The sequence below is a fragment of the Nonomuraea roseola genome (genome assembly GCF_039535395.1).
Taxonomy (GTDB): Bacteria; Actinomycetota; Actinomycetes; order Streptosporangiales; family Streptosporangiaceae; genus Nonomuraea; species Nonomuraea roseola.
The window spans coordinates 175,860-199,090 of sequence record NZ_BAAAXC010000004.1; the positions used below are offsets into that span (position 1 = coordinate 175,860).

Sequence of the window (23,231 nt, forward strand, 5' to 3'; positions counted from 1 at the left end):
CGGGGCGGTTGATGCGTTTGTACGGTCCCTTCATTGCTACTTAACAACTTGTTCAGTGCAGAGAATCGAGACGTTCGATGGCATCTGAGCCTTTGGGCGATCGGATCCGTGCCTACAGGACCATGCGCCAGATGACTGTCAGGGGTCTGGCGGCCCATGCACAGGCGAGCGCCAGCTTCATCAGCCAGCTGGAGCGCGGGCAGACCAGCGCGAGTGTCGGAATGCTGCGGCGGATCGCCGTGGCGCTCGGCATCACGGTCGCCGACCTGTTCAACGAGGAGCTGGCGACAGGACACCGCCTCGTTCGCAGGGCGGAGCGCCCCGAACTGCACGCCGGGCGCGGCTCTCGCAAGTACCTGATCTCGCAACGGCCGCTCCAGAACCTGGAGGTGTACAGCGGCGAGTTCGAGCCCGGAGCCTCCACAGGGGACGACCAGTACACCCACGGCGACTCCCAGGAAATCCTGCTCGTGCTGCGCGGCACGGTCACCGTCCACCTCGGCGAGGCGATCCCGCGCCGGCTGGAGCCCGGCGACAGCGTCGAGTACCGCACCTCCGTCCCGCACCGCGTCGTCAACGACGGAGACGACGACGCGGAGGTCCTTTGGATCATCAGCCCGCCAACCCCTGACTGACACCCCGTTTTCTCCATTACAGAGGGGGCAGATCATGCTCTACAAAACCAAGCGACTGGCCGGTACGGCCGTAGCCTCCGCCTCCCTGCTGCTCGCCGCGGCCTGCGGCGGTGGCGCCGCGGCGCCCGCGGACATCGACCTCGGCTCCGGCCCCGCCAAGTCCGGAGTCGTGAAGAAGGACGCCCTGAAGGGCGTCAACATGACCTTCGTCTCCTACGGAGGCGTCTACCAGAAGGGCCAGCAGGACGCGGCGATCGACCCCTTCGCGAAGGAGTCGGGCGCCCAGGTGCTGCAGGACGGCCCCACCGACTACGCGAAGGTCAAGGCCCAGGTCGACTCCGCCAACGTCACGTGGGACGTCGTGGACACCGACTCCATCTGGGCCGCGGCGCAGTGCGGCAAGCTCCTCCAGCCGCTCGACTACAAGATCATCGACAAGACGAAGGTCCCCGAGGGCCTGGCCACCGAGTGCAGCGTCCCCGCGATGCAGTACGGCATGGTCCTCGCCTACAACAAGGACAAGTTCGGCGCCAACCCGCCGCAGGGCTGGGCCGACTTCTTCGACACCGCGAAGTTCCCCGGCAAGCGCGCCATCCCCGGCAACCCCGGTGACTCGGCGCCAGGCCCGTTCGAGGCCGCGCTGGTCGCCGACGGCGTCGCCCCCGACAAGCTCTACCCGCTCGACGTCCCCAGGGCGACCAAGAAGCTCGACACCGTCCGCGCCAACCTGGTCTTCTGGAAGACCGGCGCAGAGTCCCAGCAACTGCTGGAGTCCGGCGAGGTGGACATGGTCATGATGTGGAGCGGCCGCGCCTACGCCGGTATCAAGAACGGCGGCAAGTTCGACGTCCAGTGGAACCAGTGGATGCCCGTCATGGACTCGCTGACCGTGCCGAAGAACGCCAAGAACCCCAAGGCCGCCATGGCGATGATCAACTACTACCTGGGCGCCCAGCAGCAGGCCAAGCTCACCGAGCTGACCTCCTACTCGCCCATCAACACCGACGCCAAGCCCAAGCTCGACGAGCTCGGCACCTCCTTCCTGACCACCCGCCCAGAGGTCGCCGACAAGCGGCTCACGGTGGACGACAAGTGGTGGGCGGAGAACCAGCCGGAGATGATCGAGAAGTGGTCCGCCTGGCTCGGAGGCTGAGCACGCCGTGAAAGAGAGAACGGCGGGGCCCGCGCTCCTGATCCTGCCCGCGCTGATCGCGCTCGGCGTCTTCTTCCTCTACCCCCTGCTGTCCATGCTGGTCAGCGCGTTCACCGACCCGGAGCCAGGGCTGGGCAACTTCGCCTGGTTCTTCGGCGAACAGGCCAACATGCAGGTGCTCGGCCGCACGTTCAGCACCGCCTTCTGGGTGACGCTGGTCGCGCTGGCGCTGTCCTACCCCTACGCCTACGCGATGACCATCGCGGGGCCCAGGGCCAAGGCGGTCCTCACCCTGCTGGTGCTGGTGCCGTTCTGGACCAGCCTCATGGTGCGCACCTTCGCCTGGGTGATCCTCCTGCAGGACACCGGCGTGATCAACAAGGCGCTGGGCGCGATCGGGATGGGGCCCTTCAGCCTCATCCGCACCCAGACCGGCGTGGTCATCGGCATGGTGCAGTTGCTGATGCCGTTCATGGTGCTTCCGCTGTACGCGGTGATGAGCGGCATCGACAGGCGGCTGCTGCCGGCCGCGACCAGTCTGGGCGCGCACCCGGTCAAGGCGTTCCTGCAGGTGTACGTGCCGCAGTCGCTGCCAGGCGTCTCGGCGGGCTGCCTGACGGTGTTCATCAGCGCGCTCGGCTTCTACGTCACCCCCGCGCTGCTGGGTTCGCCGACCGACGCGCTGATCTCCCAGCAGATCTTCACGCAGGTGAACGGCCTGCTCAAGTGGGGCAGGGGAGGGGCGATGGGCGTGGTCCTGCTGGGCCTGACACTCGCCATGATCGCGCTGCTGGCCGTGACGCTGCGCCGTACGGGAAGGAAGGTGACCGGATGAGGGCCCGCGGCCTGCTCTGGGCCTTCTGCACCCTGATCGGGGTGTGGCTGGTCGCGCCGGCGCTGATCGTCGTGCCGCTGAGCTTCACCGACAAGCCGTCGCTGAAGTTCCCTCCCGACGGCTACTCCACCCGGTGGTATGCCAACTTCTTCGGCGACCCCGCCTGGATGTCGGCGCTCGGCACCTCGGTGCAGGTGGCGCTGCTGGTCACGGTCGTGGCCACCGTCCTCGGGACGGCCGCGGCGCTCGGGCTGACCAGGGCGAAGATCAGGGGCCTGGCGCTGGCACAGGGCTCCATGCTGGCGCCGATGATCGTGCCGGGTGTCGTGCTCGCCATCGGCACCTACGCGGTCTTCCTCAAGCTCCAGCTCGTCGGCACGCTGGCCGGGTTCGTCATGGCGCACACCGTGCTCGCCCTGCCGTTCGTGATCATCCCGGTCACGGCGTCGCTGCGCGGCTTCGACAGGCGGCTCGAGGACGCCGCGGCCAGCCTCGGGGCGAGCAGGTGGACCGCCTTCCGCAGCGTGACGCTGCCGCTGGTGGCCCCCGGCGTCGCCTCGGGCGCCCTGTTCGCCTTCGTGACCAGCTTCGACGAGGTGGTCGTCTCGCTGTTCATCCAGAGCCCCTACCTGCAGACGCTGCCGGTGAAGATGTACGCCAGCGTCACCCGCGAGACCGATCCCACCATCGCCGCAGCGGCCACGATGATCATCGTGCTCACCACGACGCTCGTCCTGGTCGCCACCTTCTTCGTCGCCAGGAGGACCCGTGCCAAGTAGCATCCAGCTCACCGGCCTCACCAAGACCTACGCCGACTTCGTCGCCGTCGACGACGTGTCGCTGGCGATCGAGCCCGGCGAGTTCATGACCCTGCTCGGGCCGAGCGGCTCGGGCAAGACCACGACACTCAACATCATCGCCGGGTTCGTCAGGCAGACCAGCGGCGAGCTGACCGTCGACGGCGCCTCCATCGGCGCCACCCCTGCGCACAAGCGCGACATGGGCATGGTCTTCCAGCACTACGCCCTGTTCCCGCACATGACGGTCGCCGAGAACATCGCCTACCCGCTCAAGCAGCGCAAGGTGCCGAAGGCCAGGCGCGCCGAGCTGGTGGCGGCGGCGATGGAGACCGTCCATCTCGGCGACTTCGGTCACCGCTACCCGCGCGAGCTGTCAGGAGGCCAGCAGCAGCGCGTCGCGGTCGCCCGCGCGATCGTCTACAACCCGCGCGTCCTGCTGATGGACGAGCCGCTCGGCGCCCTGGACAAGAAGCTGCGCGACTGGCTCCAGCTGGAGATCAAGCGCATCCACGCCGAGCTCGGCACCACCTTCGTCTACGTCACCCACGACCAGGACGAGGCGTTGGTGCTCTCCGACAGGATCGCGGTGTTCAACAAGGGCCGCATCGAGCAGGTCGGTCCCGCAGCCGAGCTCTACGAGCGGCCCAGGACGCTGTTCGTGGCCAAGTTCCTCGGCGAGTCGACCGTCCTGCGCGGCCCCGTCGACGGCCAGGGCCTCGGCGCCTGCGCCCGGCTGCTGCGGGTGCCAGGCTCGATCGAGGGCAGGGACGGCGCGCTCGTCGTGCGGCCCGAGCGGCTGGCCGTGCGCAAGCAGGGGCACGAGGCCGAGTCCGGCTGGAACGCCCTGCCCGCCACGGTCACCGGCGAGATCTACCTGGGCTCCAGCCGCAAGCTGGAGCTGAAACTGCCGGACGGCTCGCCCGCCCTGGCCCGCGAGCAGGCCGGCGGCCTGAGCGAGGCTCGCGTGGGCGACGAGGTGACGCTGACCTGGCGCGTCGCCGACTCCGTCCTCCTATCCGACGAAAGCGACGCGGAGGCTGTGCTCACGTGAACCTCACCAAGGACTTCGCCAACGGAGGAGTCTCCTTCTGGTACCGCCAGATCGGCATCCCCGAGCGCAGGGCGGCGCTGCCCGGCTCGCGCGACTACGACGTGGCGATCGTCGGCGGCGGCTACACCGGCCTCTGGACCGCCTATTACCTGAAGAAGGAGCAGCCCGACCTTCGGATCGCCATCCTGGAGAAGGAGTTCGCCGGGTTCGGCGCCTCAGGACGCAACGGCGGCTGGCTGTCGGCCGAGTTCGCCGGCTCACGCGAACGGCACGCCAAGGCGCGCGGCCGCCAGTCGATGATCGACCTGCAGCACGCGATGTTCGCCTCCGTCGACGAGGTCATCCGCGTCGCCGACGCCGAGGGCATCGACGCCGACATCCACAAGGGCGGTCTCATCCACACCGCCACCAACCCGGCCCAGCGCCGCCGCCTGCACGAGGAGCTCGACGAGCTGCGCGCGTGGGGCTACGGCGAGCAGGACCTGCGCCTGCTCGAACGCGACGAGCGCGAGGAGCGGCTGCGCGTCGCGGGAGCGCTCGACGCCACCTACAGCCCCCACTGCGCCAGGATCCAGCCGGCCAAGCTGGCCGTCGGGCTGGCCGGGGTCGTCGCCGGGCTCGGCGTCGACATCTTCGAGGGCACCACCGTCACCCAGATCAAGCCGCGCGAGGCGATCACCGACAGGGGTGTGGTCAGGGCCGAGTACATCATCAGGGCCACCGAGGGCTTCACCGCGGGCATCGAGGGGCAGCGCCGCCAGTGGCTGCCGATGAACAGCTCGATGATCGTCACCGAGCCGCTGCCCGCCGACGTGTGGAAGCACCTGGGCTGGGAGGGGCGCGAGCTGCTCGGCGACGAGGCGCACGCCTACATCTACGCCCAGCGCACCTCCGACGACCGCATCGCCATCGGCGGGCGCGGCGTGCCGTACCGCTACGGCTCGCGCACCGACGACCGCGGCGCCACGCAGAAGTGGACCGTCGAGTCGCTGTGGCGGATGCTGGTCAAGCTCTTCCCCGCCGCCGCCGACGCCCGCATCCAGCACTCCTGGTGCGGCGTGCTCGGCGTGCCGCGCGACTGGTGCTCGACGGTCCACCTGGACCATTCCACCGGGCTCGGCTGGGCCGGCGGCTACGTCGGCAGCGGCGTGACCACCACCAACCTGGCCGGGCGCACGCTGCGCGACCTGGTGCTGCGGCGCGACACCGAGCTCACGGGGCTGCCGTGGGTGGGCCGTCAGGTGCGTCAGTGGGAGCCCGAGCCGCTGCGCTACGCGGGAGTCCAGCTCATCTACACCCTGTTCAGGGCCGCCGACCGGCGGGAGAACGACAGAGGAACCTCCACCTCGGGCTACGCCCGGCTGGCCAACCTGATCGCGGGTCGCTGATGACGTACCTGGACGACGCCTACACCGTGGCGATGCCGCCCGCCGTGGCCAAGCCCACCAGCCTCACGGGGCAGCGCGAGTCGACGCTCGAACTGTGGCGCGAGGGCGGCGCGGAGACGGGCGTGTGGGAGTGCGAACCCGGCAACTTCACCGCCGTACGCGACGGTTTCCACGAGATCTGCCAGATCCTGAGCGGCAGCGCCACCCTCACCACCGCGGACGGGCAGGTGACCGAGCTGGGCCCCGGATCGACCGTGGTGCTGCCGGACGGCTGGCAGGGCACGTGGGTGGTGCACGAGAAGCTGCGCAAGATCTATGTGACAATCGAACATTAGTTCATTTATCCTGGACGCATGCTGTTCCAGGGTTCACTGCTCGACCTGGGCGCCGAGGAGGGGCCGGGGCCCCTCACGGTTAAGCGCGTCCAGCTCGGCCGCGGCGCCTGGATCGATGTCAGGCCGGGCTGGATCGGCGGGGCCGACGCCCTGCTCGAACGGCTCGTCACCGGCGTGCGGTGGCGGGCCGAGCGGCGGCACATGTACGACAAGGTCGTCGACGTGCCGCGGCTGCTCGCCTTCTACGAGGAGGGGCAGGCACTGCCCGATCCGGTGCTGGAGGAGGCGCGGGCGGCGCTCGACGCCCACTACGGCGCCGAGCTCGGCGAGCCGTTCGCCACGGCAGGGCTGTGCTTCTACCGCGACGGGCGCGACAGCGTCGCCTGGCACGGCGACACGATCGGGCGCGGCAGCACCGAGGACACGATGGTCGCCATCGTCTCGGTCGGCGCGCCCCGCGCCCTGCTCCTGCGCCCTCGCGGGGGCGGCGGCGCGACGGTGCGCCACGACCTCGGCCACGGCGACCTCATCGTGATGGGCGGCAGCTGCCAGCGCACGTGGGAGCACGCCATTCCCAAGACGGCCAAGCCGGTGGGGCCCAGGATCAGCATCCAGTACCGCCCGCGCGGCGTGCGCTGACCCCTTCGCCCCTTTCCCCGTGGCGGGGCGTGGTCAGTAGGCTCCAGGGGTGGAGACTCTCCTCGAAGGATGGACGGCGCTGGCCGGGCGGTCGAGGGCGGCGACGGCTGTGGGCGCCGAGCTGGTCGCCCGCTGGTCCGAACCGCACCGCCGCTACCACACCCTTGACCACCTGCGAGCCGTCCTGGCCGCGATCGAGCCGCTGGCGCCGGTCGCCGACGACGCCGACGCCGTACGGCTGGCCGCCTGGTTCCACGACGCGATCTACGACGGCAGGCCGGCATGGGACGAGGAACGCAGCGCCCAGCTCGCCCAGGCCCTGCTGCCGAGGTGCGGGATGACGGAGGGCAGGGTCGCCGAGGTGGCCAGGCTCGTGCGCCTCACGGCCACCCACGACCCCGGCTACGACCCCGCGAGGGCGGGTGACGCCAACGGGGCCGTCCTGTGCGACGCCGACCTGGCGGTGCTGGCGGGGGAGCACTACGACGCCTACGCGCGGGCGGTGCGCGAGGAGTATCGCCACGTTCCCGACGAGCTCTTCAGGGCGGGCAGGGCGCAGGTGCTGCGACGCCTGCTCGGCGCGCCCCGCCTCTATCGGACCGCACGGGCCCACGACCTGTGGGAGGCGCGAGCCAGGGCCAACGTGACCGCCGAACTGCGCCTCCTCGATGGCGCGGGAGCCGTCGGGGGTGGCTTCACGTCGCCCGCGGCGGCCAGGACCGGGCGCGATCAGAGGGGACACTAGCTCGCGTCAGCTGACCGGCTTGGCGTCCGGGGCGACGGCGCGCCGGTCGCCGTTCAGCTCGTGCGCAGGACCGCGCGCAGCGGGGGGAGGAAGGGCTCGGGGCCGTCCGCGAAACCGGTGTGGTCGCCGGGGAACATCACGGGCTCGATGCCGAGTGCCGAGGCCAGCGCCCTGGAGGTGCGGTCGCACTCCTGCCCGGCCGAGTCCTCTCCGATGCCGACCACGATGCGGGTCGTGGTCGCGCGCAGCGCGTCCAGGTCGGGCCGCCAGTGGGTGGTCGCGCGCAGCTCGTGCGCGAACCAGCGACGCTCGTCCGCGACCTGCTGGGGGTCGCGCTCCCCGCCGAACATGTGCTCGATCGCGCCCTCGGGCAGGTCGATGTCGGCATGGGCCATGAACTTCGTCCAGGCCCCGACGACGTCGCCGGACAGATAGGTGGCGATGACGTCGTCGGTCTGGGCGTGGATCACGTCGCGGTCGTCGAGCAGCTCGACCACCGGCGGCTCGTGGGCGATGACGGTGCGGACCTGGTCAGGACGGCTCTGGGCGAGCGCCAGCGCGGTGACGGCGCCCCCGCTGGAACCGAAGACGACGGCAGGACCGGCGTCCAGGTGGGCCAGCAGGCGGGACAGGTCGTCGGCACGCAGCTCCGGTGTGGAGTCCTGGCTCGGATCGTCGAGCAGGCTGCGGTTGATGCCGCGAGGATCAGTGGTGAGCACGGTGTGGTCGGTGGCGAGCAGCTCGGCCAACGGCGCGAAAGACGTGGCGTCCATCGGCGCGCCGACGAGCGCCACGAGGGGGCCCTGGCCGCGCACCTCGTAGTGCAGGCGGGCTCCGGGCACTCGCAGATGCCGTCCAGGGGTGGTGACGGTCGAGGGGGAGATCATCGGGTCCTCCGGTCAAGGCGTTGCCAGCTCCTACTAACTTAACTGTACGGTACAGCACAGTTGGCCTGTACTCAAGAGTTAAGTTCCGGGTAGGATGGCGGCCGTGGCCAGAGACACCAGCAGATCGCCCGCCCCGTCGGGCAAGCGCGCCGAACGCAACAGGCAGGCCATCGTGGCCGCCGCCCGCGACATGTTCGTCCGTGACGGGTTCGACACCAACATGGACGTGATCGCCGCCGCCGCGGGCGTGTCCAAGGTGACCGTCTACAACCACTTCCGCAGCAAGGAAGAGCTGTTCACGGAGGTCATCGGGCAGGCCATGGACGAGGCGCACGCGACGCTGGCCGAGGTCCGCGCCCATCTCGTCGACACCGGGGACGTGCGGGAGGCCCTCACGCGCACCGCGCGCGCCATGGTGGACGCGGCCACCGATCCTTCGAGGCTGGCGCTGCGCAACCTCGTCACGAGCGAACTGCGCCGCTTCCCCGAGCTCGGCCAGTCCTACCAGCAGCGCGGGCCGGGCCGGTCCGCCGCCGCTCTCGGCGAGGTCTTCGGTGACCTGTGCGCACGCGGCCAGTTGGCCATCGCCGACATGGAGGTCGCCGTCATCCAGTTCTTCGGCCTGACCGTCTATCCCCATCTGATCGTGAGCTCCATCGGCGCCACCCTTGGCCAGGATCTCACCGACCGTCTCATCGCCGACGGAGTGGACACCTTTCTCAACCGTCACCAGCCCCGTCCGCCAGGCTGAGGTGACGGCTGCACCACCTCTGACCGCGCCTCCTCGGAGGCCTGGCGTCAGTCGGAGGCGGGTTCGCGACGCCTGCGGCGGCGCAGACCGGCCGCGATCAGGCGGGACAGCAGCTCGCGCGAGCTGACCGGCTCGGCGCCCAGGGCGACGGCGCGCTGGTGGACGGTCTCGGGCACGTCGTAGTGGTCCCTGTCGAAGGCCCTCTCCGGCACCCCGAGCAGGGCCGCGAACGCGTGCAGCTCCTCGAGGGAGGTGTCGCTGACCAGATGGGACCACAGCAGGCCCCTGGGCCCAGGCCAGTTGGGCGGATCGATCAGCACGCTCACGGCGTCCAGCGTAGAACCATCCGCGACCGGGAGGACCCGGGCCCCCTCTAGCCGGCGGTGGGCAGCCAGACGCGCATGGTGGCGGGGCCCGCGTTGCCCCACCGGTGGTACGGCACCAGCCGCAGGCTCGTACCGGTGGTCGCGGGCTGCGCAGGCCGCGAGCTGTAGGGCCAGCCCGCGCTCACCCGCTCCCCGAGCACGGCCTCGACCTCCAGCTCGACCACGCCCGAAGGGCCGGCGTGCTCGACCGGGGGAGCGAGGCGGGCCGAGAGGTCGGCCAGCGGCGGCTCGTCGGCGACGGACTCGGCGCAGTAGACCAGCGGGCCCCGCTCCACGGCGGCGGTGCCGCGCAGCGCGTCCACCCTGCGGTCGGGGAAGGTCCATCGGGGGGCCATCGGCAGGTCGAGCGTGACGACGTCGCCTGCCCGCCACTCGCCCTCGACGACCGCGTACCCCGGCGTCGCGTCCCTGACGATCCGCGTCCGCGCGGCCGCCTCATCGCGGGCGCCTGCCGGGAAGGGGGCCTCCCTCCGCGCGAGGTCGCCCGCCTGAGCGGGGCCGTACCCGACAGTCGCCCCCTCCGCCCACGCCGGCACCCGCAGGGAGAGCCGCCCGCGCCCGTCGGCCAGCATCCGCACCGCCACCCCGCCGGACCAGGGGTAGCCGGTCTCGACCGCCACGCGCAGGCCCGCGCCCTCGATCACCGCCGGAGTGTGGTGGTGGATCCGCAGCCCGGACGGGTCGGCGGCGGCGAGGTAGGAGCCCAGAGAGGCGAAGGTACGGGCGATGTTGCTCGGGCAGCACGACACCGCGAACCACGGCGAGCGCAGCCCGCCGCTGTGTCCCAGGTTGATCCCGTCGGACGGCTCGGCAGGCACCCGCACCTGCAGCGGGTTGGAGTAGAAGAACGACCGCCCGTCCAGCGCCACCCCCGTCGCCAAGACGTTGAACAGGGTCCGCTCGGCCAGGTCGGCGTAGGCCACCTCGCCCGTGGCCAGCAGCAGCCGGTGCGACAGCATGATCGAGGCGATCCCCGCGCAGGTCTCGGCGTAGGCGCGGTCGGGCGGCAGCTCGAAGTCCTCGCCGAACCCCTCGTCCGCGTGGCGCGAACCCATCCCGCCCGTCAGATGGGTACGGCGTGCCACCGCCCGCTCCCATTGCGACCGCACCGCCTCCAGCAGCTGGTCGTCGCCGGTCTCCACCGCGACGTCGACCGCGCCGCAGGCCAGGTAGAGCGCCCGTACGGCATGCCCGCGAAGGGTCGTCGCCTGCCGTACGGGAAGGTCGTCCTGGAAGTAGGCGGCGCCCAGGTGGATCGGGCCGAGCGCGGGCAGACCGCGCCGCTCCAGCAGGCGGCGGGCCAGCTCCAGATAGCGCTCGACCCCGGTCGCCCGGTAGAGCTCGACCATGGCCATCTCCAGCTCGGGATGCCCGCAGGTCTCCGTGCCGTCCATGAAGCGGCGGCAGACGTGGTCGGCGGCCTTGCGCACGGCCTCGGTGAAGGCGTCCTGGCCGTGCGTGCGCAGCCTGGCCACCCCCGCCTGGATCAGGTGGCCGTAGCAGTAGAGCTCGTGGCCCCACTCGAAGTCGGTGTAGCGGCTGCCGCTCCACCTGGTGTTGAGGTAGCCGTCGCCCTCCTGCGCCTTGACCACGGTGAGCGCGAGCTCGGCGAAATCCGGATGATCGGCCCAGGCCATCGCCTCGAGCAGCTTGTAGATCTCCGAGTCGCTGAACTCCCTGCCGCGCCTGGGCAGCTCGCCGCGGAAGTTGCCGATCCAGCCTTCGCGCTCCATCCACTCATGGGCGTGCGCGATCGTGACCTCTCTGTTCAGCGCCACGCGGTCGCCCCAGAAACCGGGCGCGAGCCTGACGGCGTCGAGTCCGAGGGGAGACAGCGCGCCGGAGGAGGGCAGGACGGGGTTAGCCACGCAGAGCTCCTGACATGAATCCGCGCACGTAGTGGCGCTGGAGGAGGACGAAGAGGATCAGGCAGGGCAGCGCCATGACCATGACGCCCGCCTGCAACACGCCGTAGTCGATGGCGCCGAAGGTCTGCTGCGTCATGCTGACCACGGCGACCGGCAGGGTGAAGGACGCGCCGTCGTTGAGCAGGATGAGCGGCGCGAAGAAGTCGTTCCACGAGGCGAGGAAGGCGAACAGGCCGACCGTGACCAGCGCCGGCCGTACGGCGGGCAGCAGGACGCGCAGGAAGGCCAGGAAGGTGCCGCAGCCGTCGACCATCGCCGCCTCCTCCAGCTCACGCGGCACCGCCTCGAAGGCGTTGCGCATCATGAACAGGGCGAAGGGCAGCTGGAACATCACGAACACCAGCGAGAGCCCGACCAGGGAGTTCTGCAGGCCGAGGTAGCCGAGCAGGACGTACAGCGGGATCAGGATGGTGGCGTAGGGAACCATGAGGATCGCCAGCGTGGCCAGGAACAGCAGGTTCTTGCCGGGGAAGTCGAACCGGGCGAACGCGTAGCCGCCGAGGGCCGCGACGACGAGCGTGCCCGCCACCGTCATGGCCGAGACCAGCACGCTGTTGGTGGCGTAGGTGCCGACGCCCTCGCCGAAACGGGCCATCTCCAGGTAGTTCGACGGGTCTTCGAAGGAGGCCCAGCCGCTCCACACCAGCGGGAAGAGGAACAGCACGGCCAGGGCCGACAGGGTGGTGTAACGCCGCGTCATTGGTCGTTCACCTCTCCTCACTCTCTGCGCGGGCCGCTCGTCCCTCGCGGACCGCTCCGCTCGCTGCGTCGGGTTCTCTCCTCATCGCAGTCTTCGCATCATCAGCGCGTTCAGGCCGACCAGCGCCACCAGCAGCACCACCGACAGCGCCGCTGCGCCGCCGAGGTCGAAGCGGAAGAACGCCTCCCGGTAGACGACCATGACCATCGAGACGGTGCTGTTGTCGGGGCCGCCGTTGGTGAAGACGAAGAACTGGTCGAAGGCCAGCAGCGAGCCCGTGACGCTGAGGATCAGCATCAACGCCAGCGTCGGGCGCAGCAGCGGCAGGGTGATCCTGGTGAAGATCTGCCAGCGCCCGGCGCCGTCGCTCCTGGCCGCCTCGTAGACCTCGACGGGGATCGCCTGGAGCCCCGTCAGCAGGATGAGCATGTTGAACCCCGCGAACCGCCACACCACGAGCGCGATCGTCGAGAACAGCGCCATGTCGGGGGTGCCGATCCACTTGACCGGCTCGTCGATGAGGCCGACGGCCCGCAGGAGAGGGTCGATGGGTCCGAAGTCGTTGTTCAGCAGGCCGTAGAACAGCAGCGCGGCGGCCGCGAAGCCCACCGCCCCCGGCAGGAAGAACGCGGTCCTGAAGAAGGCGATCCCCGGCCTGCGCTCCTGCACCAGCAGGGCCAGGCCGAGGGCGACCAGCGAGAGCAGGACCGTGGTGATCGCGGTGTACTTCAGCGTGAAGAGCACCGCGTCGAGGAAGAGCGGATTGTCGGCGATCTTGAGGTAGTTGGCAGGGGCGTTGAACGCGGCGCTGCCGAGCAGCGGCCAGCGGTGCAGTGACATCCACACCACCAGCACCAGCGGGGCGAGGAACAGCACGCCGACGATCAGGGCGGTCGGCGCGGCGTAGACCCAGCCCATCGCCCGCCTGGAGCGGGCGGCGGTCAGTCGCACGGGTCTCTCCTACTGCTGCAACGAGGCGGTGACCTCGGCGTTGAGCCGCGCCACCTTGGTGGTGTCGCCGAACATCGCCTCACGGGCCAGCCGCAGCCACGGGCCCTGCGGGTCGTTGAACGTCTGGCCGAAACGCGGCGCGTACGGCGTCTGCCCCTTGGCGACCAGCGAGTTGATCAGGACCACCCTGGGGTCCTTGGCGGAGTGTGCGTTGGCGGCCAGGTCGGTCCTGGCCAGCACGTCCTTGTTCTTGGCCATGACCTCGACCTGCGCCTCGTCCGAGACGGTCCACGACAGGAACTCCCATGCCGCGTCGGCGTGCTCGGTGGTGGAGGAGATCCCGACCGAGTCCCCGCCGACGAACGTCGACTCGCCCCCTGAGGGGCCCGCGATCGGGGCGACCCCGATCTTCAGGTCGGCGGGCATCAGGCCGAGCGTGGTCGAGGGCATCGGCATGACGCCGATCTCGCCCTTGGCGAAGTAGCCGGTCCAGGTCGGTCCCTGCTCCTCCTTGGCCGTCGGCCCCGTCACGCCCTTGTCGTAGAGCCCGCGCCAGATGGCGAAGACCTCGCTCATCGCCGCCTGGTCGTTGAGGGAGGCGGTGCCCTCGGCGTTCATGACCTGCGCTCCGGCCGCCCAGACCGAGGGCCAGAAGGTGAAGACGTAGCAGCCGCCGCAGTTGCCGCCGAAGAAGCTGCCGTGGACCTTGCCGTCCCCGCCGAGCTTGTCCTGGACGGCCGTGGCGTGCTCGGCGAACTCCTTCAGCGTCTTCGGACCCTTCTCCGGGTCGAGCCCGGCCTTGGCGTACAGGTCCTTGTTCCAGAACCAGACCGACAGGTCGAGGGTGTGGGGGAGCGTGTACTGGCGTCCGTCCATGGTGCCCAGCTTCATGTGGCTCGGCGCCAGTCCCGCCTTGTACGGCAGGGCGTTGATCCGGTCGGTGATGTCCAGGAAGAGGCCCTGCGAGGTGTAGTTCGGAACGAAGATCACGTCGGCGGCGAAGACGTCGGGAAGCTGCTTGGCCCCGGCCGCCGCCGCGATCCGTGGCTGGTAGTTGTCGGTCGGGATGACGGTCAGCTTCACCTGGTTCTTGTGGCCGGCGTTGTAGGCCTTCACCAGGCGCTCGCTCTGCGCCTGGGTCGCGGCCCTGGTCCACATCGTGATCGTGACGGCGCCCTCCTGCGGCGGTTCGCCGCCGCCGCATGCTGTTAGCGTTAACAATGCAGCGAGCGCGATTCCGGTCACCACACGTCTCATGGCTGTCTCTCCTCTGAAACCGTCCCCCGCAGCGAACTAAAAGGTTTTCGGAAACGTAAGAGAAACACTGGGCGGTGTCAATGGCATGTACTGTCTCTGGTGTGCGAAAAGGATTTCGGCCGACCATTACCGACGTGGCCGCCCTGGCGGGCGTCTCGATCGCGACGGCCTCCAAGGCGCTCAACGGACGGCAGGACGTGCGCGACTCCACCCGCCAGAGGGTCCTGGATGCCGCGCGGGAGCTCGCCTTCCAGCCCAACGAACTGGCCAGAGGGCTGCTGTCCGGCCAGACCCGCACCGTGGGGCTGCTCACCTCCGACAGCGCGGGCAGGTTCGGCATCCCCGTGCTTCTCGGCGCCGAGGACGCCTTCGGCGCGGGCGAGATGGCGGTGCTGCTCTGTGACGCCAGGGGCGACGCCATCAGGGAGCAGCACCATCTGAGGGCGCTGCTCTCGCGCAGGATCGACGGGCTGATCGTGGTCGGCGAGAGCACCGATCCCCGGCCGTCGGTGAGCAGCGACGTCCCGGTGCCGGTGGTCTACGCCTACGGCCCCTCGGAGGATCCCGCCGACGTCTCCTTCGTGCCCGACGACGTCGGTGGGGCGGCCACGGCGGTACGTCATCTGCTGGCCATGGGACGGCGGCGCGTCGCGCACGTCACGGGCCCCGCGCACTACAAGGCCGCGAGGGACCGCGAGGAGGGGCTCCGCCTGGCGCTGGCGGAGGCGGGGGTGGCGCAGACGGGACAGACGCTGTGCGGGCCATGGTCGCAACGGTGGGGGCGGCATGCCGCCGAGATGCTGCTGATGGCCGAGCCTGAGATCGACGCGGTGTTCTGCGGAAGCGACCAGATCGCGGCGGGTTTCGTGGAGATCGCCCGCGAGCGCGGACGGCGGGTGCCTGACGACCTCGCGGTGGTGGGCTACGACAACTGGGAGGTGCTGTCGACCGAGACGCGACCCGCGCTGACCACGGTGGACATGAACCTCGAGATGCTCGGCAGAACCGCGGCCCAGCACCTGTTCGCCGCCATCGACGGCAGGGCCACGCCCGGCGTCCACCGGATGCCGTGCGACCTGGTCATCCGAGACTCCACGGGCCGGTCGTGACAGCTCCCGCCTTCCGGTTCTCCTGATCGTTCCTCCGCGAAGCGTGGAGGCGCGGGGAGGGTCGGTGCCGTTCCGCGGCCCCGCCGCTTCCGCGCTCGGCCGCATGGCGTCTGACCGGTGTTCCCTTCCTCGCGGCAGTCACCTCCACCCTGTGGTTCCACGCTCTGACGGCGGCGCCGGGGGCCGTCCTGGGCGGGCCACCAGTTAACGAGCCAGCCAGGTCGGCCGTCAAGGGGCGTTAACGGCAGGTTTCGTGTGACCGGACCGTAATCGTGCAGACCCTTGACGCTCCCTAGTGTTAGCGCTCACAGTCTTGCCCAGACAAGAAAGGAGCAAGCCGTGGGAGCGACCGATGCGCGCCGACCGCCAGTCATGGCCGATGTGGCCAAGGAGGCGGGCGTGTCGCACCAGACGGTCTCACGGGTGCTCAACGACCACCCCAACGTGCGCGGAGAGACCCGCGCCAGGGTGCTCGCGGCCATCGGCAAGCTCGGCTACCGCCGCAATCTCGTCGCCCGCGCGCTGGTCACCAAGCATTCGAGGACGCTCGGCGTGGTCAGCTTCGACACCACCCTGTACGGCCCCGCCAGCACGGTCTACGGCATCGAACAAGCCGCCAGATCGGCCGGATACTTCGTCAGCATCGTCAGCCTCAAATCGATCGACAGGAAAGGGGTGCTCGACGCCCTCGACTACCTCGCCGACCAGGGCGTGGACGGAATCGTCGTGGTCGCGCCCCAGCGCTCGGCGGCCACGGCGCTGACCGACCTGCCGGGCGGCATCCCGACCGTCGCCGTCGAGGGCGGACAGGCCGGCGGGGTCCCCGTCGTCTGCGTCGACCAGGTCGAGGGCGGCAGGCTCGCCACCGAGCACCTGCTGTCGCTCGGGCACGAGACGGTCTGGCACGTTCGCGGGCCGTCCGACTGGCTCGAGGCCGAGGGACGGGTGGCCGGATGGCGGGCGGCTCTGGCCGCGGCGGGTCGTGGCGGACCCGAACCGCTCGCCGGGGACTGGAGCCCGCGCTCGGGCTACGAGGCCGGGCGCAGCCTGGCGAACATGAAGGACGTCACCGCGGTGTTCGTGGCCAACGACCAGATGGCGTTGGGCGTGCTGCGGGCGTTCACCGAGCGGGGGGTGAGGGTGCCCGACCAGGTGAGCGTCGTCGGTTTCGACGACATCCCCGAGTCGGAGTTCTTCTCCCCGCCGCTCACGACCATCAGACAGGATTTCGACGCGGTCGGCAGGCAGAGCATCGAGGTGCTGCTGCGGCAGATCGGGGGCTCGGGTGAGCGCGAAAGGCTCGTGGTGTCTCCCTCCTTCGTGGCGAGGGCGAGTACGGCGGGGCGGTAGCCGTACCCGGGTTGCCGGGAGGACGGAGACATCTGGCAGGGACGCGCTCCCGGCCGGGAGGCAACGACAAGCTACGGCCTGGCCGGCAGCTCGTGCCGGCCAGGAAACGGTGAGACGCACGGCCTGGTTGTGGCGCGAGACGGGCCGGCCGGTGCGGTAGGGCCTGACTGGTGGCGCGTACCAGTCAGGAGGCGCCGGTGTTGTACGGCCTGGCCGGTGACGCGGACCGGTGAGGTGGAAACAGCGAAGTAGGACCTGGCTGGTAGCGCGAGACGCGGCAGGTGGCACCGGTGTTGTGCGGTAGGGCCCGATTGGCGGCACGAAACGGGCCAACCGGTGAAGTAGAACCTGGCTGGTAGCGCATACGGGTCAGGAGGCAACAGCGCAGTACGGCCCTGGCCGGTAGCACGGACCGGTCAGGTGCCAACAGCGAAGTGGGACTCGGCCGGTAGCGCAAGACGAGGCAGCGGCGCCGGTGCGGTACAGCCTGGTTGGTAGCGCGAAACGCGCCGGTTGGTGCAGCAGGGCCTGATTGGTAGCGCGTGCCAGTCAGGAGGCACCGGTGCAGCACGGCCTGACCGGTAACGCGAATCGGTCAGGTGGCAAGGCGAGGTACGGTCTGGCGCCGTAGCTCGGCTGGATGAAGTGGCAGGGCCGGTACGGAGTGCGTAGTGGTCGTACCGGATCAGGAGCGAGGCGCGACGTCGCGAATGCGAATGTTAGCGCTAACAATCAGAGAGGACACCCCCCAACGTGTTGAAGAGGATCTCGGCCCTGGTGCTCGCGGGGCTCACGGCGGCCACGCTCACCTCGTGTGGTTCAGGCGGCTCCGGCGGCGCGTCAGGCTCGGACGACGGCTCGATCACCATGGGCTTCTCCCAGGTGGGCGCGGAGAGCGGATGGCGTACGGCCAACACCAAGTCCGTCCAGGAGGCGGCGAAGGAGAGCGGGATCACGCTGAAGTTCTCCGACGCCCAGCAGAAGCAGGAGAACCAGATCAAGGCCATCCGCTCCTACATCCAGCAGAAGGTGGACGTGATCGCCTTCTCGCCGGTGGTGGAGTCGGGCTGGGACACCGTGCTGAAGGAGGCGCGCGACGCCAAGATCCCGGTGATCCTCACCGACAGGGCGGTGGACTCCAAGGACACCGCGCTCTACAAGACCTTCCTCGGCTCCGACTTCGTCGAGGAAGGTCGCAAGGCGGGCCAGTGGCTCGTCCAATCGTTCAACAATTCCACAGATCCCGTGAATATCGTTGAACTTCAGGGCACCACCGGCTCCGCACCCGCCAACGACCGCAAGGCCGGCTTCGCCGAGGTGATCGGCGCGGACCCCAAGTTCAAGGTCATCGCCTCACAGACCGGTGACTTCACCAGGGCGAAGGGCAAGGAGGTCATGGAGGCCTTCCTGAAGTCGAACCCCGACATCGACGTGTTGTACGCGCACAACGACGACATGGGCCTGGGCGCGATCGAGGCCATCGAGGGCGCGGGGAAGGTGCCGGGCAAGGACATCAAGATCATCACCGTGGACGCGGTGAAGGACGGCATGCAGGCGCTGGCCGACGGGAAGATCAACTACATCGTCGAGTGCTCGCCGCTGCTCGGCCCGCAGCTGATGGACCTGGCGAAGAAGGTCGTCAAGGGAGAGACGGTGCCGGCTCGCGTGGTGACGGAGGAGACGACGTTCACGCAGGAGCAGGCGAAGACCGCGCTGCCGAACCGGAAGTACTGACCGGGTGAAGCACCCCCTGGGTCTCCAGAGTCCTGGGCCCTTCACTGGGTCCCGGCCTCCGGGGTCTCGGTCTCCCGGGGTCCCGGCGTCCCGAGGTCCTGGGGTCTCGGCCTCCTGGGGTCCTGGGGTCTCGGCCTCCTGGGGTCCCGGTCTCCCGGGTCTCTCGGGGTTCCGGCCTCCTGGGGTTCCGGGGTTCCGGTCTCCCGGCCTCCTGGGGTCCCGGCCTCCCAGGTCTCCCGGTTCTGGGGTCTCGGTCTCCCGGTGCCCCGGGTTCCGGGCCCGGGTGTCGCAGATTCCGGGTTCCGGGCGTCGCAGGTTCCGGGGCGACGGGGTTCCGGGGTCTGGGTGCGCGGGTTCCGGGGCGCTGGGTTCCGGGGCTGGGGTCCCGAGGGTTCTGGGTCTCGGGATATCGGGGCCACGGAGGTCGAGGGTCTCGGGGTCTCCGAGGCCCGGGGTTCTGGAGTCCGGGAGCCCACGAGTCCGGGAGCCCACGAGTCCGGGAGCCCACGAGTCCGGGAGCCCACGAGTCCGGGAGTTCGGGAGCCCGGGAGTTCGGGAGTTCGGGAGCCCCGGGATCTAGGGCCCTGAGCCTGGGGGCCAGCAGTTCAGAAGTCCGGGACTCCAGGGGGCCTTCCCTTGACCCCGGTACTCGGGCGCTCCAGAAGCTCGGACCCTGAATTTCCGCTCCTGCAGCTCGGTTTCTCGTGTCTCGGTTCTCGTGTCTCGGAAGCCGCAGTGGCGCTGTTGCTGAGGCTTGGTGTCTCGAGGAGTCGGGTGTCTCGGAGGCTGGCGTCTTCAGGAGGTCCGGTGTGTGCGAGACGTCCGGTGTCTCCAGGAGGTTCGGTGTGTGCGAGACCTCCGGTTTCTGCGGGAGGTCCGGTGTCTCCGGGAGGGCCGGTGTCACGGCCCGGTGTCTCCGGGAGGGTCGGTGTCCCGTGTCTGGGGAGGGCCGGTGTTCGGTGTCTGCCGAACTGGTGCCTCTGGGAGATCGGGTTTCGAGGTCGGGGCGAAAGAGCGTCTGGTGGGCGGCTGGGGCGCTTGATGGAGAGGAAGTCGCTCCCGTGGGGCGATCGATGGACGGATGGGCGGGCCGTTAGGTGTGCCCCGTTGACAAGGAGAGGGGCGCCGCGATGGCCGTACCCGAGCCGATCCTGCGCATGAAAGGCATCGGCAAACAGTTCCCCGGGGTGAAGGCCCTGGACGATGTCGACTTCCGGCTGCTGCCCGGCGAGGTACACGCGCTGATGGGGGAGAACGGCGCGGGGAAGTCCACCCTGATCAAGGTGCTCACCGGGGTCCATCCCGTCGACACCGGCACCATCGACCTCGACGGCGTCCCCGTCGCCTTCGCCGGGCCGCTGGAAGCGCAGCGGGCCGGGATCAGCACGGTCTACCAGGAGGTCAACCTCTGCACGAACCTCTCGGTGGCCGAGAACATCTTCATCGGCAGGGAGCCGAGGAAGAGGGGCCGCATCGACTGGAAGCGGATGCGCGCCAGGGCCGCCGAACTGCTCGCCAGGCTCGATCTCGACCTGGACGTCTCGGCGCCGCTCGAGGCCTACTCCCTGGCCGTGCGGCAGATGGTCGCCATCGCCCGCGCGGTCGACATCGAGGCGCGGGTGCTTATTCTCGACGAGCCGACCTCCAGCCTGGACGCGGGTGAGGTGGCGCAGCTGTTCAAGGTGATGCGGACGCTCAAGGGCGAGGGCATCGCGATCCTCTTCGTGTCCCACTTCCTGGATCAGATCTATGAGATCGCGGATCGTATGACGATCTTGCGTAACGGCAGGCGGGTGGGCGAGTACCTGGTCAGCGAGCTGTCCCAGGTGGAGCTGGTCGGCAAGATGATCGGCCAGGAGCTCAAGGAGCTCGAGCGGTTGCACGGCGAGGCGAAGAGGTTCGACGCGCCGCTGGTCGAGGCGCGCGAGCTGGGCCGTCCTGGAGCGATCGAGCCCTTCACTCTCACCATTCACGAGGGCGAGGTCGTCGGACTCGCGGGGCTGCTCGGCTCGGGCCGTACCGAAGTGGCGCGGTTGCTCTTCGGGGCCGACCACGCGGGCGGGGGAGAGGTCGCGGTCGGCGGGACGCCGGCCGCGCTGCGCACGCCGCGCGCGGCGATGGGCCACGGGATCGCCTTCTGCTCGGAGGACAGGAAGGCGGACGGCCTCGTTCCCGACCTCACGGTCAGGGAGAACATCATCCTCGCGCTCCAGGCCACCAGAGGGTGGACCAGGCCGGTGCCGCGCGAGCAGCAGGACGCGCTGGTCGGGAAGTACATCAAGGCGTTGAAGATCAGCCCGCCCCATCCCGAGCACCTGGTGCGCAACCTCAGCGGCGGCAACCAGCAGAAGGTGCTGCTGGCCAGGTGGCTGATCCTCGAGCCCAGACTGCTCATCCTCGACGAGCCCACGCGCGGCATCGACGTCGGGGCGAAGGCCGAGATCCAGCGGCTGGTGGTGGAGCTGTCCGACGGCGGGATGGCGGTGCTGTTCATCTCCGCCGAGCTGGAGGAGGTGCTGCGCCTCAGCCACAAGGTGGGCGTGCTGCGCGACCGCAGGCTCGTCGCCCAGCTTCCCAACGACGAGGAACTGACCACGGAGGTGCTCATGGAGACGATCGCGAGCGGAGGGCGGCCCTGATGCGACGACTGCTCTGGCCGTTGGTGATCCTGGCCGCGCTGCTGGCGGTGAACGTGCTCTTCACGCCGGGCTTCTTCGCGATCCAGGTGCGGGAGGGGCACCTGTACGGGAGCCTGATCGACATTCTGCGGTTCGGCGCGCCGCTGATCCTGGTGGCGCTCGGCATGACGCTGGTCATCGCGACCGGCGGCATCGATCTGTCGGTCGGCTCGGTGGTGGCGATCTCGGGGGCGCTGGCCTGCCTGCAGATCAGCCAGGACGCAGGTGTGTTCACCGCCGTCGTGCTGGCGCTCGGCCTGTCGGTCGCGCTGGGCGCGTGGAACGGGTTCCTGGTCGCGAACGCGGGCATCCAGCCCATCATCGCGACCCTGATCCTCATGGTCGCGGGGCGCGGGCTGGCCCAGCTGATCACCGACGGGCAGATCATCACCGTCAACGACCCCGCCTTCAAGCTCATCGGGGGCGGCTACCTGCTGACAGTGCCGTTCGGCATCCTGCTGGTGCTGGCCGTCCTTGCCGTCACGGCGTTCCTGACCCGCAGGCTCGCGCTGGGCATGCTGATCGAGGCGGTCGGGGGGAACGCGGAGGCCAGCAGGCTCGCCGGCATCAGGGCGCGCGGGATCATCGTGATGGTCTACGCGTTCGCGGCGCTGTGCGCGGGCGTCGCCGGGCTGATGATCAGCTCGAACGTCTCCAGCGCCGACGGCAACAACGCGGGGCTGTGGATCGAGCTCGACGCCATCCTGGCCGTCGTGATCGGCGGCACGTCGCTGGCCGGCGGGCGCTTCTCGCTGGCGGGGACGGTGCTCGGCGCGCTCATCATCCAGACGCTCACTACGACGATCTACTCGATCGGCGTGCCGCCTGAGACCACGCTGTTGTTCAAGGCGCTGGTGGTGACGGTGGTCTGCCTGCTCCAGTCCGCGGCCTTCCGCGAGAAGGTCTTCAAGCGCCGCGCCCGTACGGCGGCGGCCCAGGAGGTGGCGGCATGAGCGCGCTCGCCTCGCGGCAGAGGTACCTGCCCGCGCTGGTCACCGGGTGCCTGTTCGCGGCGATGTTCGTGGCGGGCGGGATCCGCTACGAGGGGTTCGCCAGCGGCCAGGTGATCCTCAACGTCTTCGTCGACAACGCCTTCCTGCTGGTGGTCGCGGTCGGGATGACGTTCGTGATCCTCACCGGCGGGATCGACCTGTCGGTCGGGTCGGTGGTCGCGCTGTCCACGATGATCGCCGCCACCCTGATGTCGGGGCCAGGCTGGCCGCCGTACGTGGTGGTCCCGCTGGTGTTGCTGATCGGCTCGGGGCTCGGGCTGGTGATGGGCTACATCATCCACGCCTTCGACATCCAGCCGTTCATCGTGACGCTGGCGGGCATGTTCCTGGCCAGGGGCCTGTGCTACACGATCGGCACCGAGTCCGTCCCGATCGAGGACGCGACCTTCACCGCCTTCGCGCAGACCAGGATCGACCTGTTCGCCGACCTGTGGATCTCGCCCAGCGTGGTCGTCGCGGTGGCGGTGGTCGCCGTGGCGGCGTACGTGCTGCACTACACGCGCCTCGGCAGGGCCGTCTACGCCACCGGCGGCAGCGAGCAGTCGGCGCTGCTCATGGGGCTGCCGGTGGGCCGCACGAAGATCGCCGTCTACACGATCAGCGGGTTCTGCTCGGCGCTGGGCGGGGTGCTGCTGTCGTTCTACATGCTCTCGGGGTACGGCCTGCACGCCGTCGGCATGGAGCTCGACGCGATCGCCGCCGTCGTCATCGGCGGCACCCTGCTGACCGGCGGGTCGGGGCTGCTGTTCGGGACCGTGCTGGGCGTGCTGGTGCTGGGCCTGATCCAGACGATCATCAGCTTCGAGGGCACGCTCAGCTCCTGGTGGACCAAGATCTTCATCGGCCTGTTGCTGTTCGTCTTCATCGTCCTGCAGCGCCTGTTCTCCGCGAGGAGCCGGCGGTGAC

At 69.7% G+C, this 23,231-nt stretch carries 22 protein-coding genes; 16 read left to right on the plus strand and 6 right to left on the minus strand.

Annotation, left to right across the window (positions count from 1 at the left end; translation table 11 throughout):
* Window positions 1-77 precede the first annotated feature (77 nt).
* The 9 genes from ABFX55_RS01590 to ABFX55_RS01630 are packed head-to-tail and all read left to right on the plus strand — an operon-like array spanning window position 78 to window position 7,581.
* The gene (locus ABFX55_RS01590) at window positions 78-635 is read left to right on the plus strand and encodes a helix-turn-helix domain-containing protein (protein ID WP_346116860.1); all 558 of its coding nucleotides are present in this window, start codon (window positions 78-80) and stop codon (window positions 633-635) included.
* Between the two features lie 34 nt (window positions 636-669).
* Window positions 670-1,788 (plus strand): ABC transporter substrate-binding protein, encoded by a 1,119-nt coding sequence (locus ABFX55_RS01595; protein WP_346116862.1) that lies wholly within the window; start codon window positions 670-672, stop codon window positions 1,786-1,788.
* A 7-nt stretch (window positions 1,789-1,795) separates the two neighbouring features.
* A complete protein-coding gene (locus tag ABFX55_RS01600) occupies window positions 1,796-2,623 on the plus strand; it encodes an ABC transporter permease (protein WP_346116864.1) in 828 nt (275 codons plus the stop codon).
* The gene (locus ABFX55_RS01605) at window positions 2,620-3,402 is read left to right on the plus strand and encodes an ABC transporter permease (RefSeq protein ID WP_183646741.1); all 783 of its coding nucleotides are present in this window, start codon (window positions 2,620-2,622) and stop codon (window positions 3,400-3,402) included. Before ABFX55_RS01600 ends, ABFX55_RS01605 begins: the two co-directional genes overlap by 4 nt.
* Window positions 3,392-4,474, plus strand: coding sequence for an ABC transporter ATP-binding protein (locus tag ABFX55_RS01610; RefSeq protein ID WP_346116866.1), 1,083 nt, complete (start codon window positions 3,392-3,394; stop codon window positions 4,472-4,474). The genes ABFX55_RS01605 and ABFX55_RS01610 overlap by 11 nt, the downstream gene beginning before the upstream one ends.
* Window positions 4,471-5,862, plus strand: coding sequence for an NAD(P)/FAD-dependent oxidoreductase (locus tag ABFX55_RS01615; RefSeq protein ID WP_346116868.1), 1,392 nt, complete (start codon window positions 4,471-4,473; stop codon window positions 5,860-5,862). Before ABFX55_RS01610 ends, ABFX55_RS01615 begins: the two co-directional genes overlap by 4 nt.
* Window positions 5,862-6,197, plus strand: a complete 336-nt coding sequence (locus ABFX55_RS01620; protein ID WP_346116870.1) for a cupin domain-containing protein — start codon at window positions 5,862-5,864, stop codon at window positions 6,195-6,197. The genes ABFX55_RS01615 and ABFX55_RS01620 overlap by 1 nt, the downstream gene beginning before the upstream one ends.
* Before the next feature lie 18 nt (window positions 6,198-6,215).
* Window positions 6,216-6,836, plus strand: a complete 621-nt coding sequence (locus ABFX55_RS01625) for an alpha-ketoglutarate-dependent dioxygenase AlkB (protein ID WP_346116872.1) — start codon at window positions 6,216-6,218, stop codon at window positions 6,834-6,836.
* A 49-nt stretch (window positions 6,837-6,885) separates the two neighbouring features.
* Window positions 6,886-7,581, plus strand: coding sequence for an HD domain-containing protein (locus ABFX55_RS01630; RefSeq protein WP_346116874.1), 696 nt, complete (start codon window positions 6,886-6,888; stop codon window positions 7,579-7,581).
* 53 nt (window positions 7,582-7,634) lie between these two features.
* Here ABFX55_RS01630 and ABFX55_RS01635 read toward each other — a convergent pair whose 3' ends face one another.
* Window positions 7,635-8,468 carry an alpha/beta hydrolase gene (locus ABFX55_RS01635; protein WP_346116876.1) on the minus strand — a complete coding sequence of 278 codons (834 nt, stop codon included), beginning with the start codon at window positions 8,466-8,468 and terminating at the stop codon, window positions 7,635-7,637.
* Window positions 8,469-8,571: 103 nt separating this feature from the next.
* Between ABFX55_RS01635 and ABFX55_RS01640 the strand changes: the two genes are divergently transcribed.
* On the plus strand, window positions 8,572-9,219 hold the full coding sequence (locus ABFX55_RS01640) for a TetR/AcrR family transcriptional regulator (protein ID WP_346116878.1): 648 nt from the start codon (window positions 8,572-8,574) through the stop codon (window positions 9,217-9,219).
* 47 nt (window positions 9,220-9,266) lie between these two features.
* Here the strand turns inward: ABFX55_RS01640 and ABFX55_RS01645 are convergent, their stop codons facing one another.
* From ABFX55_RS01645 to ABFX55_RS01665, 5 genes are all read right to left on the minus strand, one after another.
* Window positions 9,267-9,545 carry a DUF4031 domain-containing protein gene (locus tag ABFX55_RS01645; RefSeq protein WP_346116879.1) on the minus strand — a complete coding sequence of 93 codons (279 nt, stop codon included), beginning with the start codon at window positions 9,543-9,545 and terminating at the stop codon, window positions 9,267-9,269.
* 47 nt (window positions 9,546-9,592) lie between these two features.
* Window positions 9,593-11,473 (minus strand): glycoside hydrolase family 127 protein, encoded by a 1,881-nt coding sequence (locus tag ABFX55_RS01650; RefSeq protein ID WP_346116881.1) that lies wholly within the window; start codon window positions 11,471-11,473, stop codon window positions 9,593-9,595.
* Window positions 11,466-12,233 carry a carbohydrate ABC transporter permease gene (locus ABFX55_RS01655; RefSeq protein WP_183646717.1) on the minus strand — a complete coding sequence of 256 codons (768 nt, stop codon included), beginning with the start codon at window positions 12,231-12,233 and terminating at the stop codon, window positions 11,466-11,468. Before ABFX55_RS01655 ends, ABFX55_RS01650 begins: the two co-directional genes overlap by 8 nt.
* Window positions 12,234-12,314: 81 nt before the next feature.
* Complete coding sequence (locus ABFX55_RS01660) at window positions 12,315-13,184, minus strand: carbohydrate ABC transporter permease (protein ID WP_346116884.1); 870 nt, start codon at window positions 13,182-13,184, stop codon at window positions 12,315-12,317.
* A 9-nt stretch (window positions 13,185-13,193) separates the two neighbouring features.
* Window positions 13,194-14,441 carry an ABC transporter substrate-binding protein gene (locus ABFX55_RS01665; protein WP_346116886.1) on the minus strand — a complete coding sequence of 416 codons (1,248 nt, stop codon included), beginning with the start codon at window positions 14,439-14,441 and terminating at the stop codon, window positions 13,194-13,196.
* Between the two features lie 101 nt (window positions 14,442-14,542).
* On the opposite strand from ABFX55_RS01665, the gene ABFX55_RS01670 reads away from it, so the two are divergent.
* The 6 genes from ABFX55_RS01670 (at window position 14,543) to yjfF (ending at window position 23,230) form a co-directional block, all read left to right on the plus strand.
* Window positions 14,543-15,550, plus strand: a complete 1,008-nt coding sequence (locus ABFX55_RS01670; RefSeq protein ID WP_346116888.1) for a LacI family DNA-binding transcriptional regulator — start codon at window positions 14,543-14,545, stop codon at window positions 15,548-15,550.
* A 372-nt stretch (window positions 15,551-15,922) separates the two neighbouring features.
* Window positions 15,923-16,900, plus strand: a complete 978-nt coding sequence (locus ABFX55_RS01675; RefSeq protein ID WP_346117010.1) for a LacI family DNA-binding transcriptional regulator — start codon at window positions 15,923-15,925, stop codon at window positions 16,898-16,900.
* A 753-nt stretch (window positions 16,901-17,653) separates the two neighbouring features.
* Window positions 17,654-18,634, plus strand: coding sequence for an ABC transporter substrate-binding protein (locus tag ABFX55_RS01680; protein ID WP_346116890.1), 981 nt, complete (start codon window positions 17,654-17,656; stop codon window positions 18,632-18,634).
* Window positions 18,635-19,764: 1,130 nt separating this feature from the next.
* Window positions 19,765-21,273, plus strand: coding sequence for a sugar ABC transporter ATP-binding protein (locus ABFX55_RS01685; RefSeq protein WP_346116892.1), 1,509 nt, complete (start codon window positions 19,765-19,767; stop codon window positions 21,271-21,273).
* Window positions 21,273-22,265, plus strand: coding sequence for an ABC transporter permease (locus tag ABFX55_RS01690; protein ID WP_346116894.1), 993 nt, complete (start codon window positions 21,273-21,275; stop codon window positions 22,263-22,265). The genes ABFX55_RS01685 and ABFX55_RS01690 overlap by 1 nt, the downstream gene beginning before the upstream one ends.
* Complete coding sequence (gene yjfF, locus ABFX55_RS01695) at window positions 22,262-23,230, plus strand: galactofuranose ABC transporter, permease protein YjfF (RefSeq protein ID WP_346116896.1); 969 nt, start codon at window positions 22,262-22,264, stop codon at window positions 23,228-23,230. The genes ABFX55_RS01690 and yjfF overlap by 4 nt, the downstream gene beginning before the upstream one ends.
* The last annotated feature ends 1 nt before the right edge of the window (window position 23,231 follow it).

Coding starts and splice junctions, on each gene's coding strand:
- ABFX55_RS01590 (WP_346116860.1), top strand. CDS start 78: ATGGCATCTGAGCCTTTGGGCGATCGGATCCGTGCCTACAGGACCATG.
- ABFX55_RS01595 (WP_346116862.1), top strand. CDS start 670: ATGCTCTACAAAACCAAGCGACTGGCCGGTACGGCCGTAGCCTCCGCC.
- ABFX55_RS01605 (WP_183646741.1), top strand. CDS start 2,620: ATGAGGGCCCGCGGCCTGCTCTGGGCCTTCTGCACCCTGATCGGGGTG.
- ABFX55_RS01620 (WP_346116870.1), top strand. CDS start 5,862: ATGACGTACCTGGACGACGCCTACACCGTGGCGATGCCGCCCGCCGTG.
- ABFX55_RS01625 (WP_346116872.1), top strand. CDS start 6,216: ATGCTGTTCCAGGGTTCACTGCTCGACCTGGGCGCCGAGGAGGGGCCG.
- ABFX55_RS01635 (WP_346116876.1), bottom strand. CDS start 8,468: ATGATCTCCCCCTCGACCGTCACCACCCCTGGACGGCATCTGCGAGTG.
- ABFX55_RS01655 (WP_183646717.1), bottom strand. CDS start 12,233: ATGACGCGGCGTTACACCACCCTGTCGGCCCTGGCCGTGCTGTTCCTC.
- ABFX55_RS01665 (WP_346116886.1), bottom strand. CDS start 14,441: ATGAGACGTGTGGTGACCGGAATCGCGCTCGCTGCATTGTTAACGCTA.
- ABFX55_RS01675 (WP_346117010.1), top strand. CDS start 15,923: ATGGCCGATGTGGCCAAGGAGGCGGGCGTGTCGCACCAGACGGTCTCA.
- ABFX55_RS01685 (WP_346116892.1), top strand. CDS start 19,765: ATGGCCGTACCCGAGCCGATCCTGCGCATGAAAGGCATCGGCAAACAG.
- ABFX55_RS01690 (WP_346116894.1), top strand. CDS start 21,273: ATGCGACGACTGCTCTGGCCGTTGGTGATCCTGGCCGCGCTGCTGGCG.
- yjfF (WP_346116896.1), top strand. CDS start 22,262: ATGAGCGCGCTCGCCTCGCGGCAGAGGTACCTGCCCGCGCTGGTCACC.